Source organism: Aeromonas eucrenophila, from assembly GCF_000819865.1.
GTDB classification, from domain to species: Bacteria; Pseudomonadota; Gammaproteobacteria; order Enterobacterales; family Aeromonadaceae; genus Aeromonas; species Aeromonas eucrenophila.
Map to the genome: position 1 here is coordinate 296,336 of NZ_CDDF01000017.1, position 19,528 is coordinate 315,863.

The following is a 19,528-nucleotide window of genomic DNA, read 5'->3' on the forward strand; positions in this document are numbered from 1 at the left end:
TCTGCACATGATTGGAGCGGGAAACGAGACTCGAACTCGCGACCCCGACCTTGGCAAGGTCGTGCTCTACCAACTGAGCTATTCCCGCAACGGAATATCATCTGCAAAATCGTACTAAAAGTATTGGAGCGGGAAACGAGACTCGAACTCGCGACCCCGACCTTGGCAAGGTCGTGCTCTACCAACTGAGCTATTCCCGCAACAGGATGTCTTCTGCACATGATTGGAGCGGGAAACGAGACTCGAACTCGCGACCCCGACCTTGGCAAGGTCGTGCTCTACCAACTGAGCTATTCCCGCATCGGAATATCATCTACAGAATCTAACTAAAAGCATTGGAGCGGGAAACGAGACTCGAACTCGCGACCCCGACCTTGGCAAGGTCGTGCTCTACCAACTGAGCTATTCCCGCAACATAGATTGTCTTGAGGTGCTTGCTGATGATTGGAGCGGGAAACGAGACTCGAACTCGCGACCCCGACCTTGGCAAGGTCGTGCTCTACCAACTGAGCTATTCCCGCATCGGAATATCATCGGCAAATTTTTTGGAGCGGGAAACGAGACTCGAACTCGCGACCCCGACCTTGGCAAGGTCGTGCTCTACCAACTGAGCTATTCCCGCAACTACCTAAAAACGGCCGTACAGCATTTGGTTGCTTGCGCTACTGTACGGGAGCCGAATTATAAGAGCAGTCATTCCAATTGCAAGGGCTTTTTTGTCACTGTGCGGCCGTTCGCTCAAAAGCTGTCCGAACTGCCGATTTTAGCAACCGGAGGATGCCAAGCCCTTGCCGGCAACTCAGATTTTGAAGACGTGGCTGCGGTAGAACTGCAGCTCGGCGATGGATTCGCGGATGTCGTCAAGGGCCTGGTGGGAGCCACTCTTCTTGAACTGATCCAGCAATTCTGGCTGCCAGCGACGGACCAGCTCCTTGATGGTGCTGACGTCGACGTTGCGGTAGTGGAAGAAGGCCTCCAGCTCCGCCATGTGCTTGACCATGAAGCGGCGATCCTGGCCGATGCTGTTGCCACACAGGGGGCTGGTGCGTTCCGGCACCCACTCTTGAATGAACGCCAGCGTCTCGGCCACGGCGCGTGCCTCGTCATATTCACTCGCCTTGACCCTGGCCACCAGACCGCTCTTGGTGTGGGTGTTGACGTTCCAGTCATCCATCTTGGCAAGCTCTGCATCGCTCTGGTGGATGGCGATGACGGGCCCCTGTGCCAGCACGTTCAGATCCTTGTCGGTGACTATGGTGGCGATCTCCAGTACCACGTTCTCTTCGGGGTCCAGACCCGTCATCTCCATGTCGATCCATACCAGGTTCTGCTCGCTGACTGTCATGATTGCTCTCTCTAGTGGGAGGAATGGCGGAATTTTGCCAATTTGCATGTATCATACTGGCTTTGGATCTGTTCATAAACTGGCGAATCGAGTGGCAAAGAAAGCAAAACTCAATCTGGGTCAACAAAGGCGTGTCCAGGCCAACCGCGAACGGCGGCTGCAAAAAGATCACAGTACCGTGGTCGATGACACCCTGTTTGGCCCGGCCATCGAGGGGGTGGTGATCAGCCGCTTCGGTCAGCATGCGGACGTGGAAGCCGTCGATGGCACCATCCACCGCAGCAATCTGCGCCGCAGCAGCATCAGCAGCCTGGTGTGCGGTGACAAGGTGGTCTGGCGTCCCGGTCTCAATGCCGCCACCGCCGGCGTCATCGAGGCGGTGCATCCGCGCCACTCGGTGCTGACCCGGCCCGACTTCTACGACGGGGTCAAACCCATCGCCGCCAACATCGACCAGATCATCATCGTCTCGGCGGTGATGCCGGAGTTCTCCACCAACATCGTCGATCGCTACCTGGTCGCGGCAGAAGATGTGGAGATCCAGCCGCTTATCGTGCTGAACAAGGTCGACATGCTCGATGACGCCGCCCGCGTCCGCATCGAGGGCCAGCTCGCCCCCTACCGCAAACTCGGCTACCAGGTGATCCTGGTGAGCTGCGAGAGCGGCGAGGGGCTCGATGAGCTCAAGGCCCAGTTCGAAGGCAAGATCAGCATCTTCGTCGGCCAGTCCGGGGTGGGCAAGTCGTCCCTCACCAACGCCCTGATGCCGGGGCTGGATGTGCTCACCGGCGAGATCTCCGAAAACTCGGGGCTCGGCACGCACACCACCACCACGGCGCGGCTCTATCACTTCCCGAGCGGCGGCGATCTCATCGACTCCCCCGGGATCCGCGAGTTCGCGCTCTGGCACCTTGAGGCCGACCGCATCACCTGGTGCTTCGTCGAGTTTCGTGACTACCTGGGTGGCTGCCGGTTCCGCGACTGCACCCACAAGAACGATCCCGGCTGCGCCCTGCGGGCGGCGGTCGACTGCGGCGCCATCAGCGCGGATCGCTTCCACAACTATCACCGCATCCTGGAAACCATGCAGGAAGCCCGCCACGGTCGGCAACAAGCCCGGCTGTGACCCCATCAACCCATTTTAATAAAGTCGATGAAGATCATGAGCATCACTGACAACCTGAAAATTGCCGGTCAATACTGCCTGCCCAAACACGCCGTCTCCCGCCTGGTGGGCAAGCTCGCGGCCGCCGAGGCCGGCAGCCTCACCACCAAGGTGATCACCGCCTTTATCAAGCAGTACCAGGTCGACATGAGCGAGGCCCTGCACGAAGACCCCGCCCACTATTCGAGCTTCAACGCCTTCTTCACCCGCGAGCTCAAGCCGGGGATCCGCCCTCTGGTGGAAGATGCCATGACCCTGGCGCTGCCGGTGGATGGCACCGTCAGCCAGCTCGGCCCCATCCATCAGGGTCGCATCATCCAGGCCAAGGGTCACGACTACAGCGCCCGCGAGCTGCTGGGGGGCTTCGATGATCTGGTGGCACCGTTCAAGGACGGAGACTTTGCCACCATCTATCTGGCGCCCAAGGATTACCACCGCATCCACATGCCGCTGGACGGCGTGCTGGAGAGCATGGTGTTCGTGCCGGGGGATCTGTTCTCCGTCAACCCGCTCACCGCCGAGAACGTGCCCAACCTGTTCGCCCGCAACGAACGGGTGGTCGCCACCTTCCGCACCCCCCATGGCCCCATGGCACTGGTGCTGGTCGGTGCCACCATAGTCGCCAGCATCGAGACCATCTGGGCCGGCAACATAGCGCCGACCAAACACAAGGAAGTGGTGCGCTGGGACTATAAGGGCGATGAGGCCATCACCCTGCAAAAAGGCGCAGAGATGGGCCTGTTCAAGCTCGGCAGCACCGTCGTCTGCCTGTTTGGCCCCGGCATGCTGGCGGACTTCGAGCCCCATCTGGCCAACGGCGTCACCACCCGCATGGGACAACCCTTCGCCAAGCTGGCTGCAGCAGAATGAGTGACCCACAAAGCGCTTCGCAGCCGAAGAATCCACTGCATGGGCTGACCCTGGAGGCGATTGTCACCGCCCTGGTGGCCCACTACGGCTGGGAACAACTCGGGAAGGAGATCGACATCCGCTGCTTCACCCAGGATCCCAGCATCAAGTCCAGCCTGAAGTTCTTGCGCAAAACCCCCTGGGCTCGGGAAAAGGTCGAGAGCCTCTATCTGTACGTCCAGCGCAAGCAGGCGAAACAGGCGGGATCCCACAGTGTTTAAATCCAGCCTGACGTTCTTGCGCAAGACCCCCTGGGCGCGGGAAAAGGTCGAGAGCCTCTACCTGTACGTCCAGCGCAAGCAGGCGAAAAAGAAGGAAGACCCCCATGGCGTTTAAAATTACCTACACCTACGGCAAGAAGACCAAAGAGATCGGCTACGCCAACGACAAGTTCAACAGCATCTACGATGCCATTGCCGCCGCCGAAGGGATCAACCTGGCCAGCTTCCACGCCATGGAGGCCCAGCTGGCCCAGGTCTGCCGCCGCGACAAGAAGAGCGTGAAGGATTACCGGGAGAACTACTTCAAGGAGCTGGGCTTCTCCAACATCGTCATCGAACGGGATGGTCAGGAGTAATATGCGCACTTTGACCCTGATGGCCGCCTCCCTGCTGCTGGCGGCCTGCAGCACTCCGAAGCAGCACCTGGTGGGCAACGATCAGGATGCCCACGGTTGCCGTGCCAGCGCCGGCTACCAGTGGTCCGTCCTGACCGAGCAGTGCGTGCGCCTGTTCGAGCAGGCCATCCGCCTGCAATCCCTCGAGGCCAGCGAGACCGGCAGCGCCTTCGTGCTGTTCAACGCCGATCAGAGCCAGGCCGAGCTGACCCTGCCAAGCGGCGAGCAACTCAGGCTCGTCCGTCAGGGGGAGGAAGGCAACCACTCCTGGCAAGGGGGCCAATATCAGCTCTTCCCCTGGAAGGGCTATGTGCTCAAGTCCGGCGAGCAGGCACTGTTTCACGGTGACAGCGCGCTCTGATGGCCAGCCAGCCTTCCCACAAAGCCCCCGGCCCCTGCCGGGGGCTTTGTTTATGGGCGGCACCACCACCCGCATACCGGCTTAAGTGGCGTGGTGAAGTGAACGGCCACCTCTTCCCACCGGAGAGTCCAAAAACAAAAACCCCGTTGCAAGCAACGGGGTTTTTCATGCGGGGCTGCGAGGCAGGATCAGTTGCCGAGGGCGGCAAACAGGCTCTGCTCCAGGCTGCCGCGGGAGACGCAGACCGGCGTGATGGAAGGGGCCTGCACACGCTCGCCGGAGGACTCGACGAAGTAGAGCTGGGTGTTGCCCTTGACGTTGACGGTGGCCACGCTGTTGTTGCCGCTCTGGGTGATGATCAGGTTGATCTGCAGATTCGGGTTGCCCAGCGCAACCTTGGAGCCCATGGTGCCGCAATCCAGCCACTCCAGGCCATCGGCCGAGTTCTCGACGTTGGCGGTCATCAGACCGGAGCCACGCTGGCTGTTCTCGATGTTCAGGCCGTGATCGCCAAACCACTTCTCGGCGCGGGCCCACACCAGATCGACCGGGATCTGCATCTCCTGGGTGTTGTTGGTCGCCTTGGCAACCGGCGGGGTATAGCGATACTGCTCGCCGCCGTTGTTGTCACTGGCACAACCTACCATCAGCAGGGCCAGGGCGCCCCCCATTATCTTCTTCATGCTGTTTCTCTCGTCCATAAGGCCACCTGAGGCCAACCGGCGGCTATTATGGCGCCCGCGACACGGGCTGTCAGCAGGGATCCACATAAATGGCGGACTCTTAACCCAGGCTTTACAAAACTCGCCTGTTATCATAGATTTGCTCGAAGTCTCCCCCGTGAGTGCTCACGTGAATTCTTTGCTCTCCCTGGCGCTGCTGCAGCAGATCATCGACCAGTTACCCATGAATATCTTCTGCCGGGATACAAACGGACGGTACCTGTTTGCCAACAAGGTCTTCGCAAGGGAGGCCGGCCTGCAGTCCCCCCGTGAACTCATCGGTAAACTGGATGCCGAGATGCCCTGGGGCGACGCCTTCAGGGAGGAAGATCGGCGCCTGCTGGCCGACGGCAAGCCCCTGCTCCACCAACAACTGCACTGCCACAGTGGCGATGTCACCAGCTGGATGGAGATCCACAAGGTACCGCTCTATGACGAGCAAGGGGAACCGCTCGCCCTGTTCGCCATGATCAGCGCCATAGACAAGCGCAAGGAGCTGGAACAGACCTTCCGTCAGCAACAGCTGCTGCAGCGTCGTCTGCTCGACGCCATCCCCGACCCCATCCGGCTGGAAGATCACCAGGGCGTGCTCATCGACTGCAATCAGGCCTTCCTCGATTTCATGGGGCTGACGGCGAGCGAGGCGATCGGCCATCGTGTCGCCCCCCGCCTGCCCATAGAGCAGGCGCTGGGACGCGGTGAGTATTGCCTGATGGATGCCCACGGTCAGGGCCGCCACTTGGAGGTCACCCGGGTCGAGGTGCCGGACGACGAGGGCAACTCCCTCGGCATTCTCACCCTGAGCCGCGACATCACCGGGCTGCGCACCACCCAGGCCCAGTTGCAGCAGGAACAGCACTACGACAGCCTCACCGGCCTGCTCAAGCTCTCCCACTTCCTGCAGACCAGCCGCCATCTCGGCGCCCGCAAGGCCAGCCTGCTGCTGGTCGATCTGCAGCATTTTCGCGAGATCAACGATCGCTTCGGCATCCGGGTCGCCGATCGCCTGCTCAGCCAGGTCGCCCGCCGTCTGCAGCGGCTGGCACCGCCCCAATCCCTGCTGTGCCGGGTCGCGGCCGATGACTTCGCCCTGCTGCTGCCGGAGCTCCCCCTCTCCCTGAGCGACTGGAGCCGCAACCTGCAGCATGAGCTGATGACCCCCTATCAGGTCGAGGAGCACAGGATCCAGATCCCGGTCTTCCTCGGCATCGCCCACGGCAAGGCCAAGGATGCCGAACGCCTGCTGAGCCACGCCGAAGCCGCGCTGGCACAGGGCAAGCGCCAGCAGCAGCACTGCACCCTGTTCGATCCCGAACTCGATGCCAGGCTCAAGCGCCGCCAGCTCATCGCCGCCCAGTTGCCGCTGGCCATCAAGGCAGCCGAGCTGACCGCCGTCTATCAGCCCATCATCTGCACCCACGACAACCAGTTGCACGGCGCCGAGCTGCTGTGCCGCTGGCCCCATCCCGTCTTCGGCATGATCTCCCCCGACGAGTTCATCCCCCTGGCGGAGGAGCTCGGCCTCATCGGCCAGCTCGGTCAGTTGATGCTGGAGCTGGGCTGTGCCCAGCTGGCGCGCTGGCAAGTGGCGGCGCCGGATCTGGTGCTCTCCATCAACCTGTCGCCGCTGCAGTTTCGCGATCCCGAGCTCTGCCAGCAGATCTTCGCCTGCATCGAGCGCCACGGGCTCGCCCCCTGGCAGCTGGAGCTGGAGATCACCGAGGGGGTGCTGATGGAGAATGCCGACGAGATAGAGAGCAACCTCGCCAGTCTGATAGAGGCCGGCTTCCATCTCGCCATCGATGACTTCGGTACCGGCTACTGTTCGCTGGCCTACCTGCCGCGGTTGCAGGTGGCGACCCTCAAGCTGGACAGGAGCTTCACCCAGGGGCTCGCGACCAACCAGGCCACCACCGCCATAGTGCGCTCCGTCATCGGGCTTGGCCACGAGCTCGGCATCAAGATCACCGCCGAGGGGGTGGAGACCCAGGAGCAGCAGGAGTGGCTGGCGCAGGCGGGATGCGATCGGCTGCAGGGCTACCTGTTCAGCCGCCCCCTGCCCCCCGAGCAGTTTGCCCGCGACTACCAACTGCTCGCCGTCCTCTGAGGCGCGCACAGCAAAAAGGCCACATGATGTGGCCTTTTTGCTATTTGAATCCGGGCTTATTCCTGGAAGTAGGTGCCCCAGCCGTCATGGTCCACGCCGTATTTCTCGAGGGAAACGGTCAGCATCTTCTCGACGTAGGCGACTGGGATAACCGGCTTACTCCTGGAAGTAGGTGCCCCAACAGTCATGGTCCACGCCGTATTTCTCGAGGGAAACGGTCAGCATCTTCTCGACGTAGGCGATTGGGATAACCGGCTTACTCCTGGAAGTAGGTGCCCCAACCGTCGTAGTCCACGCCGTATTTTTCGAGGATCGGCAGCATCTTCTCGATGTCGGCGAGGATGGGCTCGATCTCCAGCTTGCGCTCGACGGTGGCGTCGAAGCAGAAGATGGTCGCGCCGTCATCCAACTCCATCTCCTCGGCATCGGTCACTTCGAAACCGGCCTTGAACAGGTCGACGGCGGCCTTCTCCAGCTGATCGAAATCCTGGCAGGCAAAGTGGTGCTCAATCTCGTAATCCATATCCGCATTGCTGCCGTCGGCCAGCAGCTCGTTGACGATGGCAGTGGTCTCTTCGCGCCACTCTTGCATGTTGATACTCATATAAACCCCAGACGGTATTGGATGGTTGTCGACACCCCGCTGACGGTGCTCTGCGGCAGATCCGCGCAGATGGCCGCCAGGGGGCATGGCTGCGGCAAAGCATACTCGCAGAGCGCATCAGGCTCAATGCGAGGGGCCAAGATAACCGCCCCCGAAGAGCGACATCACAACCGCTCAAGGAGGCGATGCCTCGGCGGCGGGCAGAGATGGGCAACAAGCGGCCAGATTGCTCGGATATCGAGCGAACGATACGACAATGTGCACCCCATGGTTGACACCCCAGTCCAGAAAGGGTTTAATGCGCGCCGTTGCCCAGATAGCTCAGTCGGTAGAGCAGGGGATTGAAAATCCCCGTGTCGGCGGTTCGATTCCGTCTCTGGGCACCAATAATTCCTCCTTAGTTCAGTCGGTAGAACGGCGGACTGTTAATCCGTATGTCACTGGTTCAAGTCCAGTAGGAGGAGCCAAATTCGAAAGGCCCGCTCATCTGAGCGGGCCTTTCTGCATCTGCCATTCTCGCGCTTTCCTCCCTAATATCGATTCTCGTCACCGTGCCAGACGTGCCCCGCATGACAGGCTCGCGCGACCTCATGACAGGGATCATCCGCATGGCTGCGGAAGAAATGCTGATCCTGCTGGAGCAGGAGCGCATTCATCGAGTGGCTGATCCCGGCCAGTGCCTCTCCGGCGGTCAGCCCTGCCATCCTGTGATCGGTGGCCAAATGGGCCAACACTTTCTCACGACTATTCATGATCACCTCCCTCCTTGAATCGAGTCGTAAATTGACGATAGCAGCAGGTGTCCGACTACCGCAAACCCGCGCCAGCAAAGGGCCCCAGCCTAGTCCTACTGCGCCGACCAAGCGACGGTTCCCCGAGAAATGCCCATGCAAAAGGCCCGCTACGATGAGCGGGCCTTCTGTACTCTTGCTAGCCGCCGTTACAGGCCGCCAGCAGCAGGGTCGCCCCGCAGGTGGCGCTGAATACCAGCAACCCCGCCTGCAACACGCCCTCCGGATCTGTCTGCTTCCTTTTTTTCCTGAACCTTATCCATTTAGGCTTCATCGAGCCCACCTCGTCCTGTTATGAGTCAGCTCCCCTGCCCTCTTCGGCAGGCCGCTCATCTTTGTCCGCACGCAACCCCTCGTCAATCACCCCGACACAATAAATATCCTCGCGCCCCGGCCCCTGGTTCCGAAGAGATACTTCGCTATCAGAGTGTTAACAATCTGGAAAACCGGCGTGACCCGTTTGCGTGCCAGGGCTATCATGAGGCCGACGATTTCCGACCCCAGGGAGACCCCAGATGAGCAGCCCCTTGCATTACGTGCTGGATGGCATCCATTGCGAGCCACATTTCTTCAGCGTGCCCCTCGACCACCAGCAGCCTGACGATGAGGAGACCCTCACCCTGTTTGGCCGCACCCTCTGTCGCCTTGACCGGTTGGACGACGACCTGCCCTGGCTGCTCTATCTGCAAGGCGGTCCGGGCTTTGGCGCCCCGCGCCCCAGTGCCAACAGCGGCTGGATCAAGCGGGCGCTGCAGGAGTTTCGGATACTGCTGCTCGATCAGCGCGGCACCGGCCACTCCAGCCCCATCCACGCCGAGGCGCTGACCCATCTCGACCCGCACCAGCAGGCGGACTACCTCAGCCATTTCCGTGCCGACAGCATAGTGCGGGACGCCGAGCTCATCCGCGAGCAGCTGAGCCCGGATCGCCCCTGGAGCCTGCTCGGCCAGAGCTTCGGCGGATTCTGCAGCCTGACCTACCTCTCCCTGTTCCCGGACAGCCTGCACGAGGTCTACCTCACCGGCGGGGTGGCCCCCATAGGCCGCAGCGCGGACGAGGTCTATCGCGCCACCTACCAGCGAGTGGCGGACAAGAACCGCGCCTTCTTCACCCGTTTCCCCCACGCCCAGGCCATCGCCAACCGCCTGGCGACCCACCTGCACCGCCACGACGTGCGCCTGCCGAACGGCCAGCGCCTGACGGTGGAGCAGTTGCAGCAGCAGGGGCTGGATCTGGGTGCCAGCGGCGCCTTCGAGGAGCTCTACTACCTGCTGGAGGACGCCTTCATCGGCGAGCGGCTCAACCCCGCCTTCCTCTATCAGGTGCAGGCCATGCAGCCGTTCAACACCAACCCGGTGTTCGCCATCTTGCACGAGCTCATCTATTGCGAAGGGGCGGCCAGCAACTGGGCGGCCGAGCGGGTCAGGGGCGAGTATCCGGCCCTGGCCTGGGCGCCGGGCAAGGACTTCGCCTTCACCGGCGAGATGATCTTCCCCTGGATGTTCGAACAGTTCCGCGAGCTCATGCCCTTGAAGGAAGCCGCCCACCTGCTGGCCAGCAAGGCAGACTGGGGCCCGCTCTACGACCCGGTGCAGCTGGCTCGCAACAAGGTGCCGGTGGCCTGCGCCGTCTACGCCGAGGACATGTATGTGGAGTTCGACTACAGCCGCGAGACCCTCAAGGGGCTGGCCAACAGCCGCGCCTGGATCACCAACGAATACGAGCACAACGGCCTGCGGGCCGACGGTGAGCAGATCCTGGACCGGCTCATCCGCCTGAACCGGGATCGCTGATCCCGGCCAGGCACGAATACCCGATAATAAGATAGAGGGCGGATAACAAGCCGCCCCATCCTCTGGAAGCAGCACAAAATAATAAGGATCACCCATTGGATCACCCGGAAATCTCGGCCGGCTGGCTGAGCCGTCTCTTCTATCACTGGACGGGCCCGCTGCTGCGCAAGGGACTGAACGAACCCCAGGTCACACTCGACGATCTCTATCCCCTGTTGCCGGGAGACAGACGCGACGAACGCGCCGATGCCTTCCTGCGACTCACCGCCACGCCCCCAGTGCGCCCCTGGCCCATCATGGGCTTTATCTGGCGCCATTATCGCAGTCGCATCGGCCTGCTCACCCTGCTGCAACTGCTCGGCATGCTGGCGACCCTGGCCAGCCCCTGGTTGCTCAACCACAGCATGACCCAGCTCGGTGCGGGCGCCGCCACCGGCCACAAGCTGCTGCTGGCCCTGGCCCTGTTCGCTTCCGTGCTGGCCGCTGGCATGCTGGCGGAGCACTCGCTGCAGCTGGCGCTCAAGATGCACGTCCCCATTCGCCGGCTACTGGCGGAATCCCTGCTCGCCAAGGTGATGAAGCTCGGCGGCAAGAGCTTCGATGACAGGGCCGGTGGCCGGGTGCAGAACCTCATCAACCGGGACGTGTGGGACATCACTTGGATCCTTGCAGACCCCGCTATGCCGCTCACCATGGCGCTGCAACTCATCGGTACCATAGCCCTGCTGGTGTGGCAGGTGGGCACCGCTGGCCTGGTGGGCTTCGCCGTGCTCACCCTGCTGCTGCTGGTCTCCACCCGGGTAGTGCGCCGCATGAACCAGCAGGAGCAGCAGCTCAAGCGCCAGCAGGACGAGCGCAACGGCATACTGGCGGAGTACATCAAGAAGCTGCGGCTGGTACGCCAGAACGGGCTGGGCGCCTTCTTCACCGGGGCGGCCAATGCCAAGCGCCAGCAGGAGCTCGGCGTGCTCGGGCGGGTGCTCAAGCTCGATGCCATCAACAGCTTCCTGATGATCAGCACCCCGCTGCTGGTCACGCTCGCCACCTTCACCACCTATCTCGCCTCGGGTCAGAGCCTGACCCTGCCCCAGGTGTTCACCACCATAGCCCTGTTCGCGGTGCTGCGGATCCCCATGATGCGGCTGCCCTACCTCATCCGGACGCTTATCAACTTCAATACCGGCTTCAACCGGCTGTGCGAATTCCTCAACAGCCCGGAGCAGCACCGGGATCTGAGCGATCCCAGCCTGCCGCTGGGCGCCCTACGCATGGAAAACGTCACCGCCCTGCATCAGCAAAAGCCGGTGCTGCAAGGCATCAGCCTCCAGATCCAGCCGGGGGAACTGGTGGGGATCACCGGCGCCACCGGGGCGGGCAAGAGCTGCCTGCTGCACCTGGTCGCCGGCTTTGACAACGACTTTGAGGGCAGCATCCGCCGCCACGGCCGGGTCGCCCACCTCGGCCACAAGCCCTGGCTGATGAACGACAGCATCCGCAACAACATCTTGTTCGGTCAGCCCTGGGATGAGGAGCGCTACCACTGGGTACTCGGTGCCTGCGCCCTCAGCGCCGATCTCGGCCTGCTCAGCCATGGCGATCAGACCCTGGTAGGGGAGCTTGGCACCCGCCTCTCCGGCGGTCAACAGCAGCGGGTCGCCCTGGCCCGCGCCCTCTACGCCAAGGCCGATATCCTGCTGCTGGACAACCCGCTGTCGGCGCTGGATCCCATCGTCTCGGCCCAGGTGCTGGAGCAGGGTCTGGCCTTCAAACCGGGTCCGACCCGGCTGCTGGTGAGCCACGACCCGGACGTACTGGCCCACTGCGATCGGGTGATCCGCATCGAGCAGGGTCAGTTGACCGAGCTCGACGCCCATCAGCTTGCGGATCTCATCCAGCACCCACAGCCGGCCCCCCTGGTGGCGCCGCAAGAGGCGGATCAGTTCAGCGAGGAGAAGGTGGTGGAGGGCAAGGTGGACTGGGGTCTGTTTGGCTTCATGTGGCAGCGCCTCGCCGCCCCCGGCGCCATCCTGATCGCCCTGTTGCTCACGCTAGGTCAGGAGGGGCTGCGCATCGCCTCGGATCTCTGGCTCGGCGGCAAGGCCGAGGTGAGCGAGGTCAGCTCATTGCTCGGCATCTATGTGTTGCTGGGGGCCGGCTCCCTCGTCTGCATCATGGTGGTGCGGGTCATCAACTACAAACTCGGCCTCAAGCTGGCCTGGACCCTGTTCGACGGCATGCTGGGCCGCATCAGTCGCGCCCCCATGGCCTTCTTCGACAAGGTGCCACAGGGGCGCATTCTCAACCGCTTCGACCGGGATCTGGGGGAAGCCCAGGAGGTCCTGCTGCCCATGTTGATGGGGCTGTTCGCCATGCTCATCTCCGTGCTGCTGCAGGTAGTGGTTATCGGCTTCAACATGCCGCTGCTGCTGCTCATCGCCCCCCTGGTGGGCTGGGCGCTCTATGTGCTGCAACGCCGCTACCGGGCGGTGCAGCTCAAGCTGAGGCGCCAGTCCTCGGTGCTGCGCTCGCCGCTCTACATCAGCATCAGCGAGACCATTCGCGGCGCCCCCGCCCTGCGTCTGGCCGGGGCCGAACGCTTCGCGCTGGATCAGGTGCTGCATCACTATGACAACAACCTGCGTAGCTGGTACACCACCACCTCCATCAACCGCTGGCTCGGCATGTACCAGACCCTGCTCTCCGCCGCCCTGGTGGGCGCCGTGGCGCTGATGGTGGCCTTCAGCAACAGCTCGCTGCTGGGGGCCGTGGCCATCACCTACGCCTTTACCGCCTCGGCCATGCTCAACTCCCTCATTCGCACCTTCGCGGAAGTGGAGCAGGTGATGAACGCGGTGGAGCGTGTGCGGGAATACAGCGAGATAGAGAGCGAGCGCCAGACCGGCGATCCGCTGGCCTCCCCCCATCCCAGGGTGCGCTTCGACAACCTGGGGCTGCGCTACCCCGAGGCGAGCCAGTGGGCGCTGCACAGGGTGAGCTTCGAGCTGGCCCCCGGCGAGAAGGTCGGTGTCTGTGGCCGCACCGGCGCGGGCAAGAGCTCATTGCTCGGAGTGCTGCAGGCCATGTATCCCAGCTCCCAGGGGGAGATCTACTACGACGACCAGCCCTTGTCGGCGCTGGCACCGGAGGCGGTGCGCAACCTGTATGACACCGTCTCCCAGATCCCCCTCACCTTCTTCGGCACCCTTCGGGCGAACCTGGCACCCCTGACCCAGCAGGATGACGCCGCGCTGGAGCTGGCCCTGGCCCGGGTCGGTCTGGCCGAGCGCTGCGCCGGACGGCTGGACGAGGATCTCGACAAGCTGCAGCTCTCCGCCGGCGAGACCCAACTGCTGGTCATCGCCCGCATCCTGCTGTCGCGCCGACCCCTCATCGTGCTGGACGAGGCCACCTCGGATCTCGATCACGGCGGCATGCGCAAGATGGCGGAGCTGCTCTATCGCTACCGACCCGAGGCCAGCTATCTGGTGATAGCCCACCACCTGGAGCCGCTGCTGTCGGTGGACAAGGTGGTGGTGATGGAGGCGGGCACAGTGGTGGAGCAGGGTTCACCGGTCAGCCTGCTGGCGAACCCCGGCTCCCGCTTCCACCAGCTGTTCGTCGGCCAGGTCAACCGGCAGCTGGCGGAGATCGAGGGCTGATGCCTGTACCCCGGGCCTGAGGCACAACGACAGAGGGCTGCCAATGGCAGCCCTCTGTCATCACCGCCGGTCTCAGCGCTCCATGATCTGGGTCACGTCATCCTTCTTGATGAGCATCTCCCTCCCCTCTTCATCGTAGTAACGGTACATGCCGGTGCTGTCATCCAGCTTGGGCTTGCTGTCGGTGGCAATCATGCGCCCGTCCTTGGTACTCATGATGTATTGGGAGCTGCACGCCACCAGCCCCAGGGCACACACCAGGATCATCATCAGTCGTTTCATCGCCGGCCCCTTCTCCCTCAGTCATCCCCACGACGAGGATGTGTCTTGAAGCCTAGTGCAGCCAGATCCCGCCGAATAAGCGGATCATAAAAATAAGATCAACCCATACAACTCGCTGCTTAGTGGCCAAAATGCCACAGATGAAAGATGTCCATATGAAAAAGGCCGGACATAGGTCCGGCCTTTTTAGCGCAGTCCGCTTTATGACTTGGCGGGCTGACGCTCACCGGTGACGATGGGGTTCTTGGGGTCAGCACTCCACTCGTACCAGCCGCCGTCGTAGACGCTGATCCGCTTCCAGTCCATCAGCCAGGCGTAGAAGAAGGCCTCGGAGGCGCGCCAGCCGGTGCCGCAGTAGAAGGCGGCCTGCTGGGTCGGCTCTATGTTCCACTCGTCCCACATGCTGAGGATCTCGCGGGCCGGCTTCATGGTGCCGTCCGGATTATGGAAGTCGCTCATGCTGTTGGCATCCACGCCGCCACGACCCCACTTGGCCCCTGGGATGTCGCCCTTGGGCTTGATGTAGCTGTAGCCGGAGGTGTTGCCGATGAACTCCTCCCAGGTACGCACGCTGACCAGGGCGCTGTCGGGCTGCTTGAGTAGCTCTTTCGCCTGACTCAGGGTGGTGTAGTACTCGGGGTGCGCCGGTATGCTGACACCGAACTCCTTGACCGGCGGGAAGGTATTGGCCAGGCCGGTCTCGGTGCGCAGGTGCTGCACGAACCAGGCATCCAGGCCGCCGTCCAGCAACCGCACGTCTTCCACCCCGGCGTACATCATCAGGTGCGCGGCACGGGCCGCCGCCATGGTGTTGCGACCGTAGAGGATGACGGTGGTGTCGTGGCGGATGCCGTTGTCCAGCAGCAGCTTCTTGAGCGCCTCGTCGGACACCTTGTTCCACAGCGGCTCCTCTTCCAGGCTGTTGGTGTCGATGTACCCGGCCCCCGGAATGTGGCTCAGCAGGTAGGCCTTGGGGGCGCCCCACGAGACTTCAAACAGCTTCCAGTCCCCTTTGGGCGCGGCCGCGACCGGCTTGCCGGCCTGCAGATCCGACAGCCAGAGCGGATAGACCAGCTGCTGCCAGCGTGCCAGGTACTCGCGCGGTGCATCCTTCCAGCCCTGCAGCTCAAACAGCTGCTTGATGCCCTGCTGGCGCAGCAGGCGGGCCACCTCGGCCACGGCGCGCGGTTCGCCATAGAGCGCCACCGGCTTGTCCGGGCTCAGTCCCTTGTCCTTGAGCGCCTTTGGCCACTCTTCATCACTGTATTTCCACTCGGCGGAGAGGCTCTCTGCGCCGATCACGTGGCCGCCCTGCTTCTCGTCCGCCATGGGCCAGCCCTGGTAGAAGTAGCTGGGACGAGTGTCCAGGATGACCGCCTCTTTCGCCTTGGCATCGGCCAGGGTCAGGGGGGGCAGTTCGGCGGCAAAGGCGGGCAAGGCACACCAGAGCAGCAAGGTTGCCAAGGTTGCCCGTAACAGGCTCATTATTCGTTTCATGATGCAATCTCGATTCAGAGTGAACAAGGTTAAAAAATAGAGCGGCCCAGGCGCTCCGCCAGCAGCTCCAGCGCGGCCGTGCCGGCCAGGGAGTTGCCGGCCTTGTTGAGCTCGGGCGACCAGACACAGACACACAATTCACCGGGGATCAGCGCCATGATGCCGCCGCCGACCCCGGACTTGCCCGGCATGCCGACCCGGTAGGCAAAGTCACCGGCTTCGTCGTAGAGGCCACAGGTGGCCAGCAGGGCATTGACCTGCTTGGTGGTGCGAGCCGGCAGCAGGGGCGCACTCTCGCCAAGCGGCACCCCGCGGTTGGCCAGATAGAGGAAGGTGCGGGCCAGATCGACGCAGCTCATGCGGATGGCACAGGCATTGAAGTAGCTTTGCAGCACCTTGTCCACCTCGTTTTCGAAGTTGCCATAAGCCTTCATCAGATAGGCGATGGCTGCGTTGCGGGCCGCATGCTGATATTCGGAGCGCGCCACCACCTGATCCGCGACTATGGCCGGATTGCCGGAGAGCCGGCGTACCAGCTCCAGGGTGCGTTGGCGCGGGGCCGTGAGGCGGGTCTCCAGCAGATCGCTCACCACCAGGGCACCGGCGTTGATGAAGGGATTGCGCGGGATCCCCTGCTCGAACTCCAGCTGAATCAGGGAGTTGAACGGCTGACCGGATGGCTCCTTGCCGACTCGGGCCCAGATCTCGTCCTCCCCATAGAGGGTCAGCGCCAGGCTGAGGCTCAAGGCCTTGGAGATGCTCTGGATGGAGAAGGGCTCGAAGGCGTCACCGGCGGTGAACAGCTCCCCCTCCACGGTGCAGACCGCGATGCCGAGCCGGTCGGCGGGCACCTGAGCCAGCGCGGGAATGTAATCGGCCACCTTGCCTTGTCCCAGCAGCGGGCGAACCTGCTCAAGAATGCTGGCCAGTAATTCGGATGACAACACCATTGGCTATTCCATGAGGTGAAACGGGGTGAGGGAGCACCCCCACCGACAAAAATCCCGCCGGCGGCGGGATTTTCTATCTGCCCGAGCGGGCACTTGGTATCAGGCGGGTTCGCCGTACCAGAGGTCGAACAGCTCGGTGACCACCACGGCTTCCATCCCCTTGCCTTCCAGCCAGGATTTGATGGCGGCGCGGTCTTCTTCGGTACACTTGCCGAGCTGCTGGGTGCAGATCATGCCTTCCCAGGCCAGGTGACCCGAGCCGGCGAAGGCCAGCTTGCGAGGTTCGATCACTTCATCGATCAACGCATCGACCAGCGCATCTATGGTCTCTTCGGCGGTGCCGACCGGGAAGTTGAAACTGATGTCGAATCCCATTTCCTGGAATTCGTCGACGCGCAGTTTCTTACGCAGACGGCGACTACGATTGGCCATGATAGCTCCTTAGGTTAGTTGACGGGTTATTAGCTAACGCGTTTGAAAATCAGGTCCCAAACCCCGTGCCCCAGACGGTGGCCACGTTGTTCGAATTTGGTCAGCGGGCGCCACTCGGGACGGGGCACCCAGTTGCCGCTCTCGGCGGTATTCTCATAGCCTTCTGCGGCACTCATCACTTCCAGCATGTGCTCGGCGTAGTTTTCCCAGTCGGTGGCCATGTGGAAGACGCCACCTATGGCCAGCTTCCGGCGAATGTCCTGGGCGAAGGCGGGCTGCACTATGCGGCGCTTGTGGTGACGGCTCTTGTGCCAGGGGTCCGGGAAGAACAGCTGCAGGCAGGCAAGGGAACCATCCGGGATCATGTGCTCCAGCACCTCTACCGCGTCGTGGCAGATGACCCGCAGGTTGGTGACGCCGGCTTCCTGGGCGGTGCCGAGGCAGGCCCCCACGCCAGGGGAGTGCACCTCGATGCCGATGAAGTTCTTCTCGGGGGCATTCTTGGCCATCTCCACCAGGGAGGCGCCCATGCCGAAGCCGATTTCCAGCACCACCGGGGCCTCACGGCCAAACAGCGCCACCATGTCGAGCGGGGCCGGTGCGAAATCGATGCCCATGACCGGCCAGAGATCTTCCAGGGCCTTCTCCTGTCCTTTGGTCAGGCGGCCTTCGCGACGGACGAAGCTGCGGATCTTGCGCATGAACTTGCCGTCTTCGTTAAATACATCTTGGGTCACTGGCATAATCAAATTGCTCGTTATTGCATCCGTCTGGGTCACAGACGACATAAATGGATTGTTCGTCATCTCATCGGCCCGGCCACAAACGACGGGTAAATCCCGCGTCATTTCAGCGACCGGTGAAAACCGGGGAGCGAATTATCCCAAGATAGGCTCAGGGCGCAAGTGTTTCGCGCAACAAATCCCCGTCTCTGACCAATTCCGCCAGCATGGTTGACAAATGCCACCCCCTTCACAGAATCTGCCAGGCGTCAGGTGCATCCTGACTCTGAATAATAAAGCCATACACAACAAAGGATTGCAGTATGAAGAAAACCCTATTGACCCTGGCCATCGCAACCCTGCTGGCCGGGTGCAACCCCTCGGACAATGATTCCCAGCCGCCCGCCCCCGCCACCCAGGCCTATGAGTATCTGGTGCAACTGAGCTCCGGCGCCGAAGGCATAGGCGCCAGACCCACGGGCACCGAGGCCGAGACCCGCGCCGCCACCTGGATCCAGGATCACCTGACCGGCTGGGGCTACGAGGTGCAGAACCAGCCGTTCACCTACACCAGGAGCGGCGCCAGCAAGCAGTCCCAGAACCTCATCGCCGAGCTCAAGGGCAAGAGCGACAAGGTGATCCTCATCGGCGCCCACTACGACAGCACGGGCGACAAGAAGGGATCGGAAGGGGCCACCGACAACGGGGCCGGGGTCGCAGCCCTCCTGGCAGTCGCCGAGGCGCTCAAGGATCAAACCCTGCCCTACACGGTGCGCTTCGCCTTCTTCGGCGCGGAGGAGAACGGCCTCAACGGCTCCAAGGCCTATGCCGCCGCTCTGGACGCCGCCGCCATCGCCCAACTGCTGGCCATGGTGAACTACGACACCATCGCCGGCGGCGACATCGTTTATGTCCACTCGGCCCACTCGGATGTGGCCGAGTACAACTGCGCCGAGCCTGCCCGCTACAGCTTCGATCCCAAGGTGCGGGACCGTCTGCTGGCCATCTCCAAGCAGGGCGCCACCCCCTTCGCCATCCATCCGAGCTACCCCGGCTATCCGGAGGGTGAGACCGGCAGTTGGTCCGATCACGCCCCCTTCGCCTGCCTGGGGGTGCCGGTCGCCTACGTGGAAGCGACCAACTTCACCATCGATGGCGAGGATGGTTATGACGGCTATTCCCAGAGCACCAACCCGGCGCTGTGGGACTGTTACGACGAGGCCAGCAAGAGCGCCTGCGATCGGGACAGCGAGACCCAGTGGGGCAAGATCTGGCACACCCAGTACGACCGCCTCGACAAGATGGCCGAGCTGTTCCCGGGCCGGGTACAGCAGCAACTCGGCGCCAACACGGATCTGATGATCCGCTTCCTGAAAGAGCCGGGACTCTAAGTACCGAACTGATGATCTGCATCTTCCCTGAAAGAGCCGGGACTCTAAGTACCGAACTGATGATCTGCATCTTCCCTGAAAGAGCCGGGGCTCTAAGTACTGAGCTGATGATCTGCTTCCTCAAGGAGCCGGGACTCTGCTCCGGCGATAACGGCGGCAGGCGGGCCCTGCAGAGGGATTGA

The 19,528-nt window shown here is 62.5% G+C and carries 18 protein-coding genes, 8 tRNA genes and 1 pseudogene; 12 read left to right on the forward strand and 15 right to left on the reverse strand.

The genetic code is table 11. From position 1 onward, the window contains the following. Positions 1–12 precede the first annotated feature (12 nt). From BN1124_RS18425 to orn, 7 genes are all read right to left on the reverse strand, one after another. Positions 13–88, reverse strand: a tRNA-Gly gene (locus BN1124_RS18425). A gap of 36 nt (positions 89–124) precedes the next feature. Beyond that, positions 125–200 (reverse strand) — tRNA-Gly (locus tag BN1124_RS18430). 24 nt (positions 201–224) lie between these two features. After that, a tRNA-Gly gene (locus BN1124_RS18435) sits at positions 225–300 on the reverse strand. A gap of 36 nt (positions 301–336) precedes the next feature. Beyond that, positions 337–412: transfer RNA gene (locus BN1124_RS18440), tRNA-Gly, on the reverse strand. A 33-nt stretch (positions 413–445) separates the two neighbouring features. After that, a tRNA-Gly gene (locus tag BN1124_RS18445) sits at positions 446–521 on the reverse strand. A gap of 25 nt (positions 522–546) precedes the next feature. Then, positions 547–622, reverse strand: a tRNA-Gly gene (locus BN1124_RS18450). Positions 623–799: 177 nt separating this feature from the next. Continuing rightward, the gene (orn, locus tag BN1124_RS18455) at positions 800–1,345 is read right to left on the reverse strand and encodes an oligoribonuclease (RefSeq protein WP_042644291.1); all 546 of its coding nucleotides are present in this window, start codon (positions 1,343–1,345) and stop codon (positions 800–802) included. A gap of 91 nt (positions 1,346–1,436) precedes the next feature. Here orn and rsgA point away from each other — a divergent pair, with 91 nt between their 5' ends. The 6 genes and pseudogenes from rsgA (at position 1,437) to BN1124_RS18480 (ending at position 4,396) form a co-directional block, all read left to right on the forward strand. After that, positions 1,437–2,471: a small ribosomal subunit biogenesis GTPase RsgA gene (gene rsgA, locus BN1124_RS18460; protein ID WP_042644293.1), complete on the forward strand. Its 1,035-nt coding sequence runs from the start codon at positions 1,437–1,439 to the stop codon at positions 2,469–2,471. Between the two features lie 36 nt (positions 2,472–2,507). Beyond that, the gene (asd, locus tag BN1124_RS18465) at positions 2,508–3,380 is read left to right on the forward strand and encodes an archaetidylserine decarboxylase (RefSeq protein ID WP_042644295.1); all 873 of its coding nucleotides are present in this window, start codon (positions 2,508–2,510) and stop codon (positions 3,378–3,380) included. Next, positions 3,377–3,640 (forward strand): VF530 family protein, encoded by a 264-nt coding sequence (locus BN1124_RS18470; RefSeq protein WP_042644298.1) that lies wholly within the window; start codon positions 3,377–3,379, stop codon positions 3,638–3,640. Before asd ends, BN1124_RS18470 begins: the two co-directional genes overlap by 4 nt. Continuing rightward, positions 3,624–3,755: pseudogene (locus BN1124_RS21430) on the forward strand (VF530 family DNA-binding protein); the annotation flags it as partial. The gene BN1124_RS18470 and the pseudogene BN1124_RS21430, both read left to right, overlap by 17 nt. Then, a complete protein-coding gene (locus BN1124_RS18475; protein WP_033129570.1) occupies positions 3,745–3,996 on the forward strand; it encodes a DUF2960 domain-containing protein in 252 nt (83 codons plus the stop codon). The pseudogene BN1124_RS21430 and the gene BN1124_RS18475, both read left to right, overlap by 11 nt. A gap of 1 nt (position 3,997) precedes the next feature. Then, positions 3,998–4,396, forward strand: coding sequence for a hypothetical protein (locus tag BN1124_RS18480; RefSeq protein WP_042644300.1), 399 nt, complete (start codon positions 3,998–4,000; stop codon positions 4,394–4,396). A 188-nt stretch (positions 4,397–4,584) separates the two neighbouring features. On the opposite strand, the gene BN1124_RS18485 is transcribed toward BN1124_RS18480, so the two are convergent. Next, entirely contained in the window at positions 4,585–5,079 is a 495-nt protein-coding gene (locus BN1124_RS18485) for a hypothetical protein (protein WP_042644413.1), read from the reverse strand. 169 nt (positions 5,080–5,248) lie between these two features. Here BN1124_RS18485 and BN1124_RS18490 point away from each other — a divergent pair, with 169 nt between their 5' ends. After that, entirely contained in the window at positions 5,249–7,225 is a 1,977-nt protein-coding gene (locus BN1124_RS18490) for a putative bifunctional diguanylate cyclase/phosphodiesterase (RefSeq protein ID WP_042644302.1), read from the forward strand. Positions 7,226–7,481: 256 nt separating this feature from the next. Here the strand turns inward: BN1124_RS18490 and rraB are convergent, their stop codons facing one another. Next, complete coding sequence (rraB, locus tag BN1124_RS18495) at positions 7,482–7,817, reverse strand: ribonuclease E inhibitor RraB (protein WP_042644304.1); 336 nt, start codon at positions 7,815–7,817, stop codon at positions 7,482–7,484. Between the two features lie 322 nt (positions 7,818–8,139). On the opposite strand from rraB, the gene BN1124_RS18500 reads away from it, so the two are divergent. Together BN1124_RS18500 and BN1124_RS18505 are read left to right on the forward strand one after the other, a co-directional pair. Beyond that, a tRNA-Phe gene (locus tag BN1124_RS18500) sits at positions 8,140–8,215 on the forward strand. A gap of 5 nt (positions 8,216–8,220) precedes the next feature. Beyond that, positions 8,221–8,296 (forward strand) — tRNA-Asn (locus BN1124_RS18505). Between the two features lie 63 nt (positions 8,297–8,359). Here BN1124_RS18505 and BN1124_RS18510 read toward each other — a convergent pair. Continuing rightward, positions 8,360–8,581, reverse strand: a complete 222-nt coding sequence (locus BN1124_RS18510) for a hypothetical protein (protein WP_042644306.1) — start codon at positions 8,579–8,581, stop codon at positions 8,360–8,362. A 554-nt stretch (positions 8,582–9,135) separates the two neighbouring features. Between BN1124_RS18510 and BN1124_RS18515 the strand changes: the two genes are divergently transcribed. Further along, on the forward strand, positions 9,136–10,413 hold the full coding sequence (locus BN1124_RS18515) for an alpha/beta hydrolase (RefSeq protein WP_042644308.1): 1,278 nt from the start codon (positions 9,136–9,138) through the stop codon (positions 10,411–10,413). Between the two features lie 95 nt (positions 10,414–10,508). After that, entirely contained in the window at positions 10,509–14,072 is a 3,564-nt protein-coding gene (locus tag BN1124_RS18520; RefSeq protein WP_042644311.1) for an ATP-binding cassette domain-containing protein, read from the forward strand. Between the two features lie 72 nt (positions 14,073–14,144). Here the strand turns inward: BN1124_RS18520 and BN1124_RS18525 are convergent, their stop codons facing one another. The 5 genes from BN1124_RS18525 to trmB form a co-directional block, all read right to left on the reverse strand. Further along, positions 14,145–14,354: a YgdI/YgdR family lipoprotein gene (locus BN1124_RS18525; RefSeq protein ID WP_042644313.1), complete on the reverse strand. Its 210-nt coding sequence runs from the start codon at positions 14,352–14,354 to the stop codon at positions 14,145–14,147. Positions 14,355–14,555: 201 nt separating this feature from the next. Then, complete coding sequence (locus BN1124_RS18530) at positions 14,556–15,851, reverse strand: sulfurtransferase (RefSeq protein WP_042644315.1); 1,296 nt, start codon at positions 15,849–15,851, stop codon at positions 14,556–14,558. Between the two features lie 29 nt (positions 15,852–15,880). Then, positions 15,881–16,801 carry a glutaminase B gene (glsB, locus tag BN1124_RS18535; RefSeq protein ID WP_042644317.1) on the reverse strand — a complete coding sequence of 307 codons (921 nt, stop codon included), beginning with the start codon at positions 16,799–16,801 and terminating at the stop codon, positions 15,881–15,883. Positions 16,802–16,900: 99 nt separating this feature from the next. Continuing rightward, positions 16,901–17,233: a YggL family protein gene (locus tag BN1124_RS18540; protein ID WP_033129562.1), complete on the reverse strand. Its 333-nt coding sequence runs from the start codon at positions 17,231–17,233 to the stop codon at positions 16,901–16,903. Between the two features lie 29 nt (positions 17,234–17,262). After that, the gene (gene trmB, locus BN1124_RS18545) at positions 17,263–17,976 is read right to left on the reverse strand and encodes a tRNA (guanosine(46)-N7)-methyltransferase TrmB (RefSeq protein WP_042644319.1); all 714 of its coding nucleotides are present in this window, start codon (positions 17,974–17,976) and stop codon (positions 17,263–17,265) included. Between the two features lie 302 nt (positions 17,977–18,278). Between trmB and BN1124_RS18550 the strand changes: the two genes are divergently transcribed. Further along, complete coding sequence (locus tag BN1124_RS18550) at positions 18,279–19,346, forward strand: M28 family metallopeptidase (protein WP_042644321.1); 1,068 nt, start codon at positions 18,279–18,281, stop codon at positions 19,344–19,346. Positions 19,347–19,528: the final 182 nt, after the last annotated feature.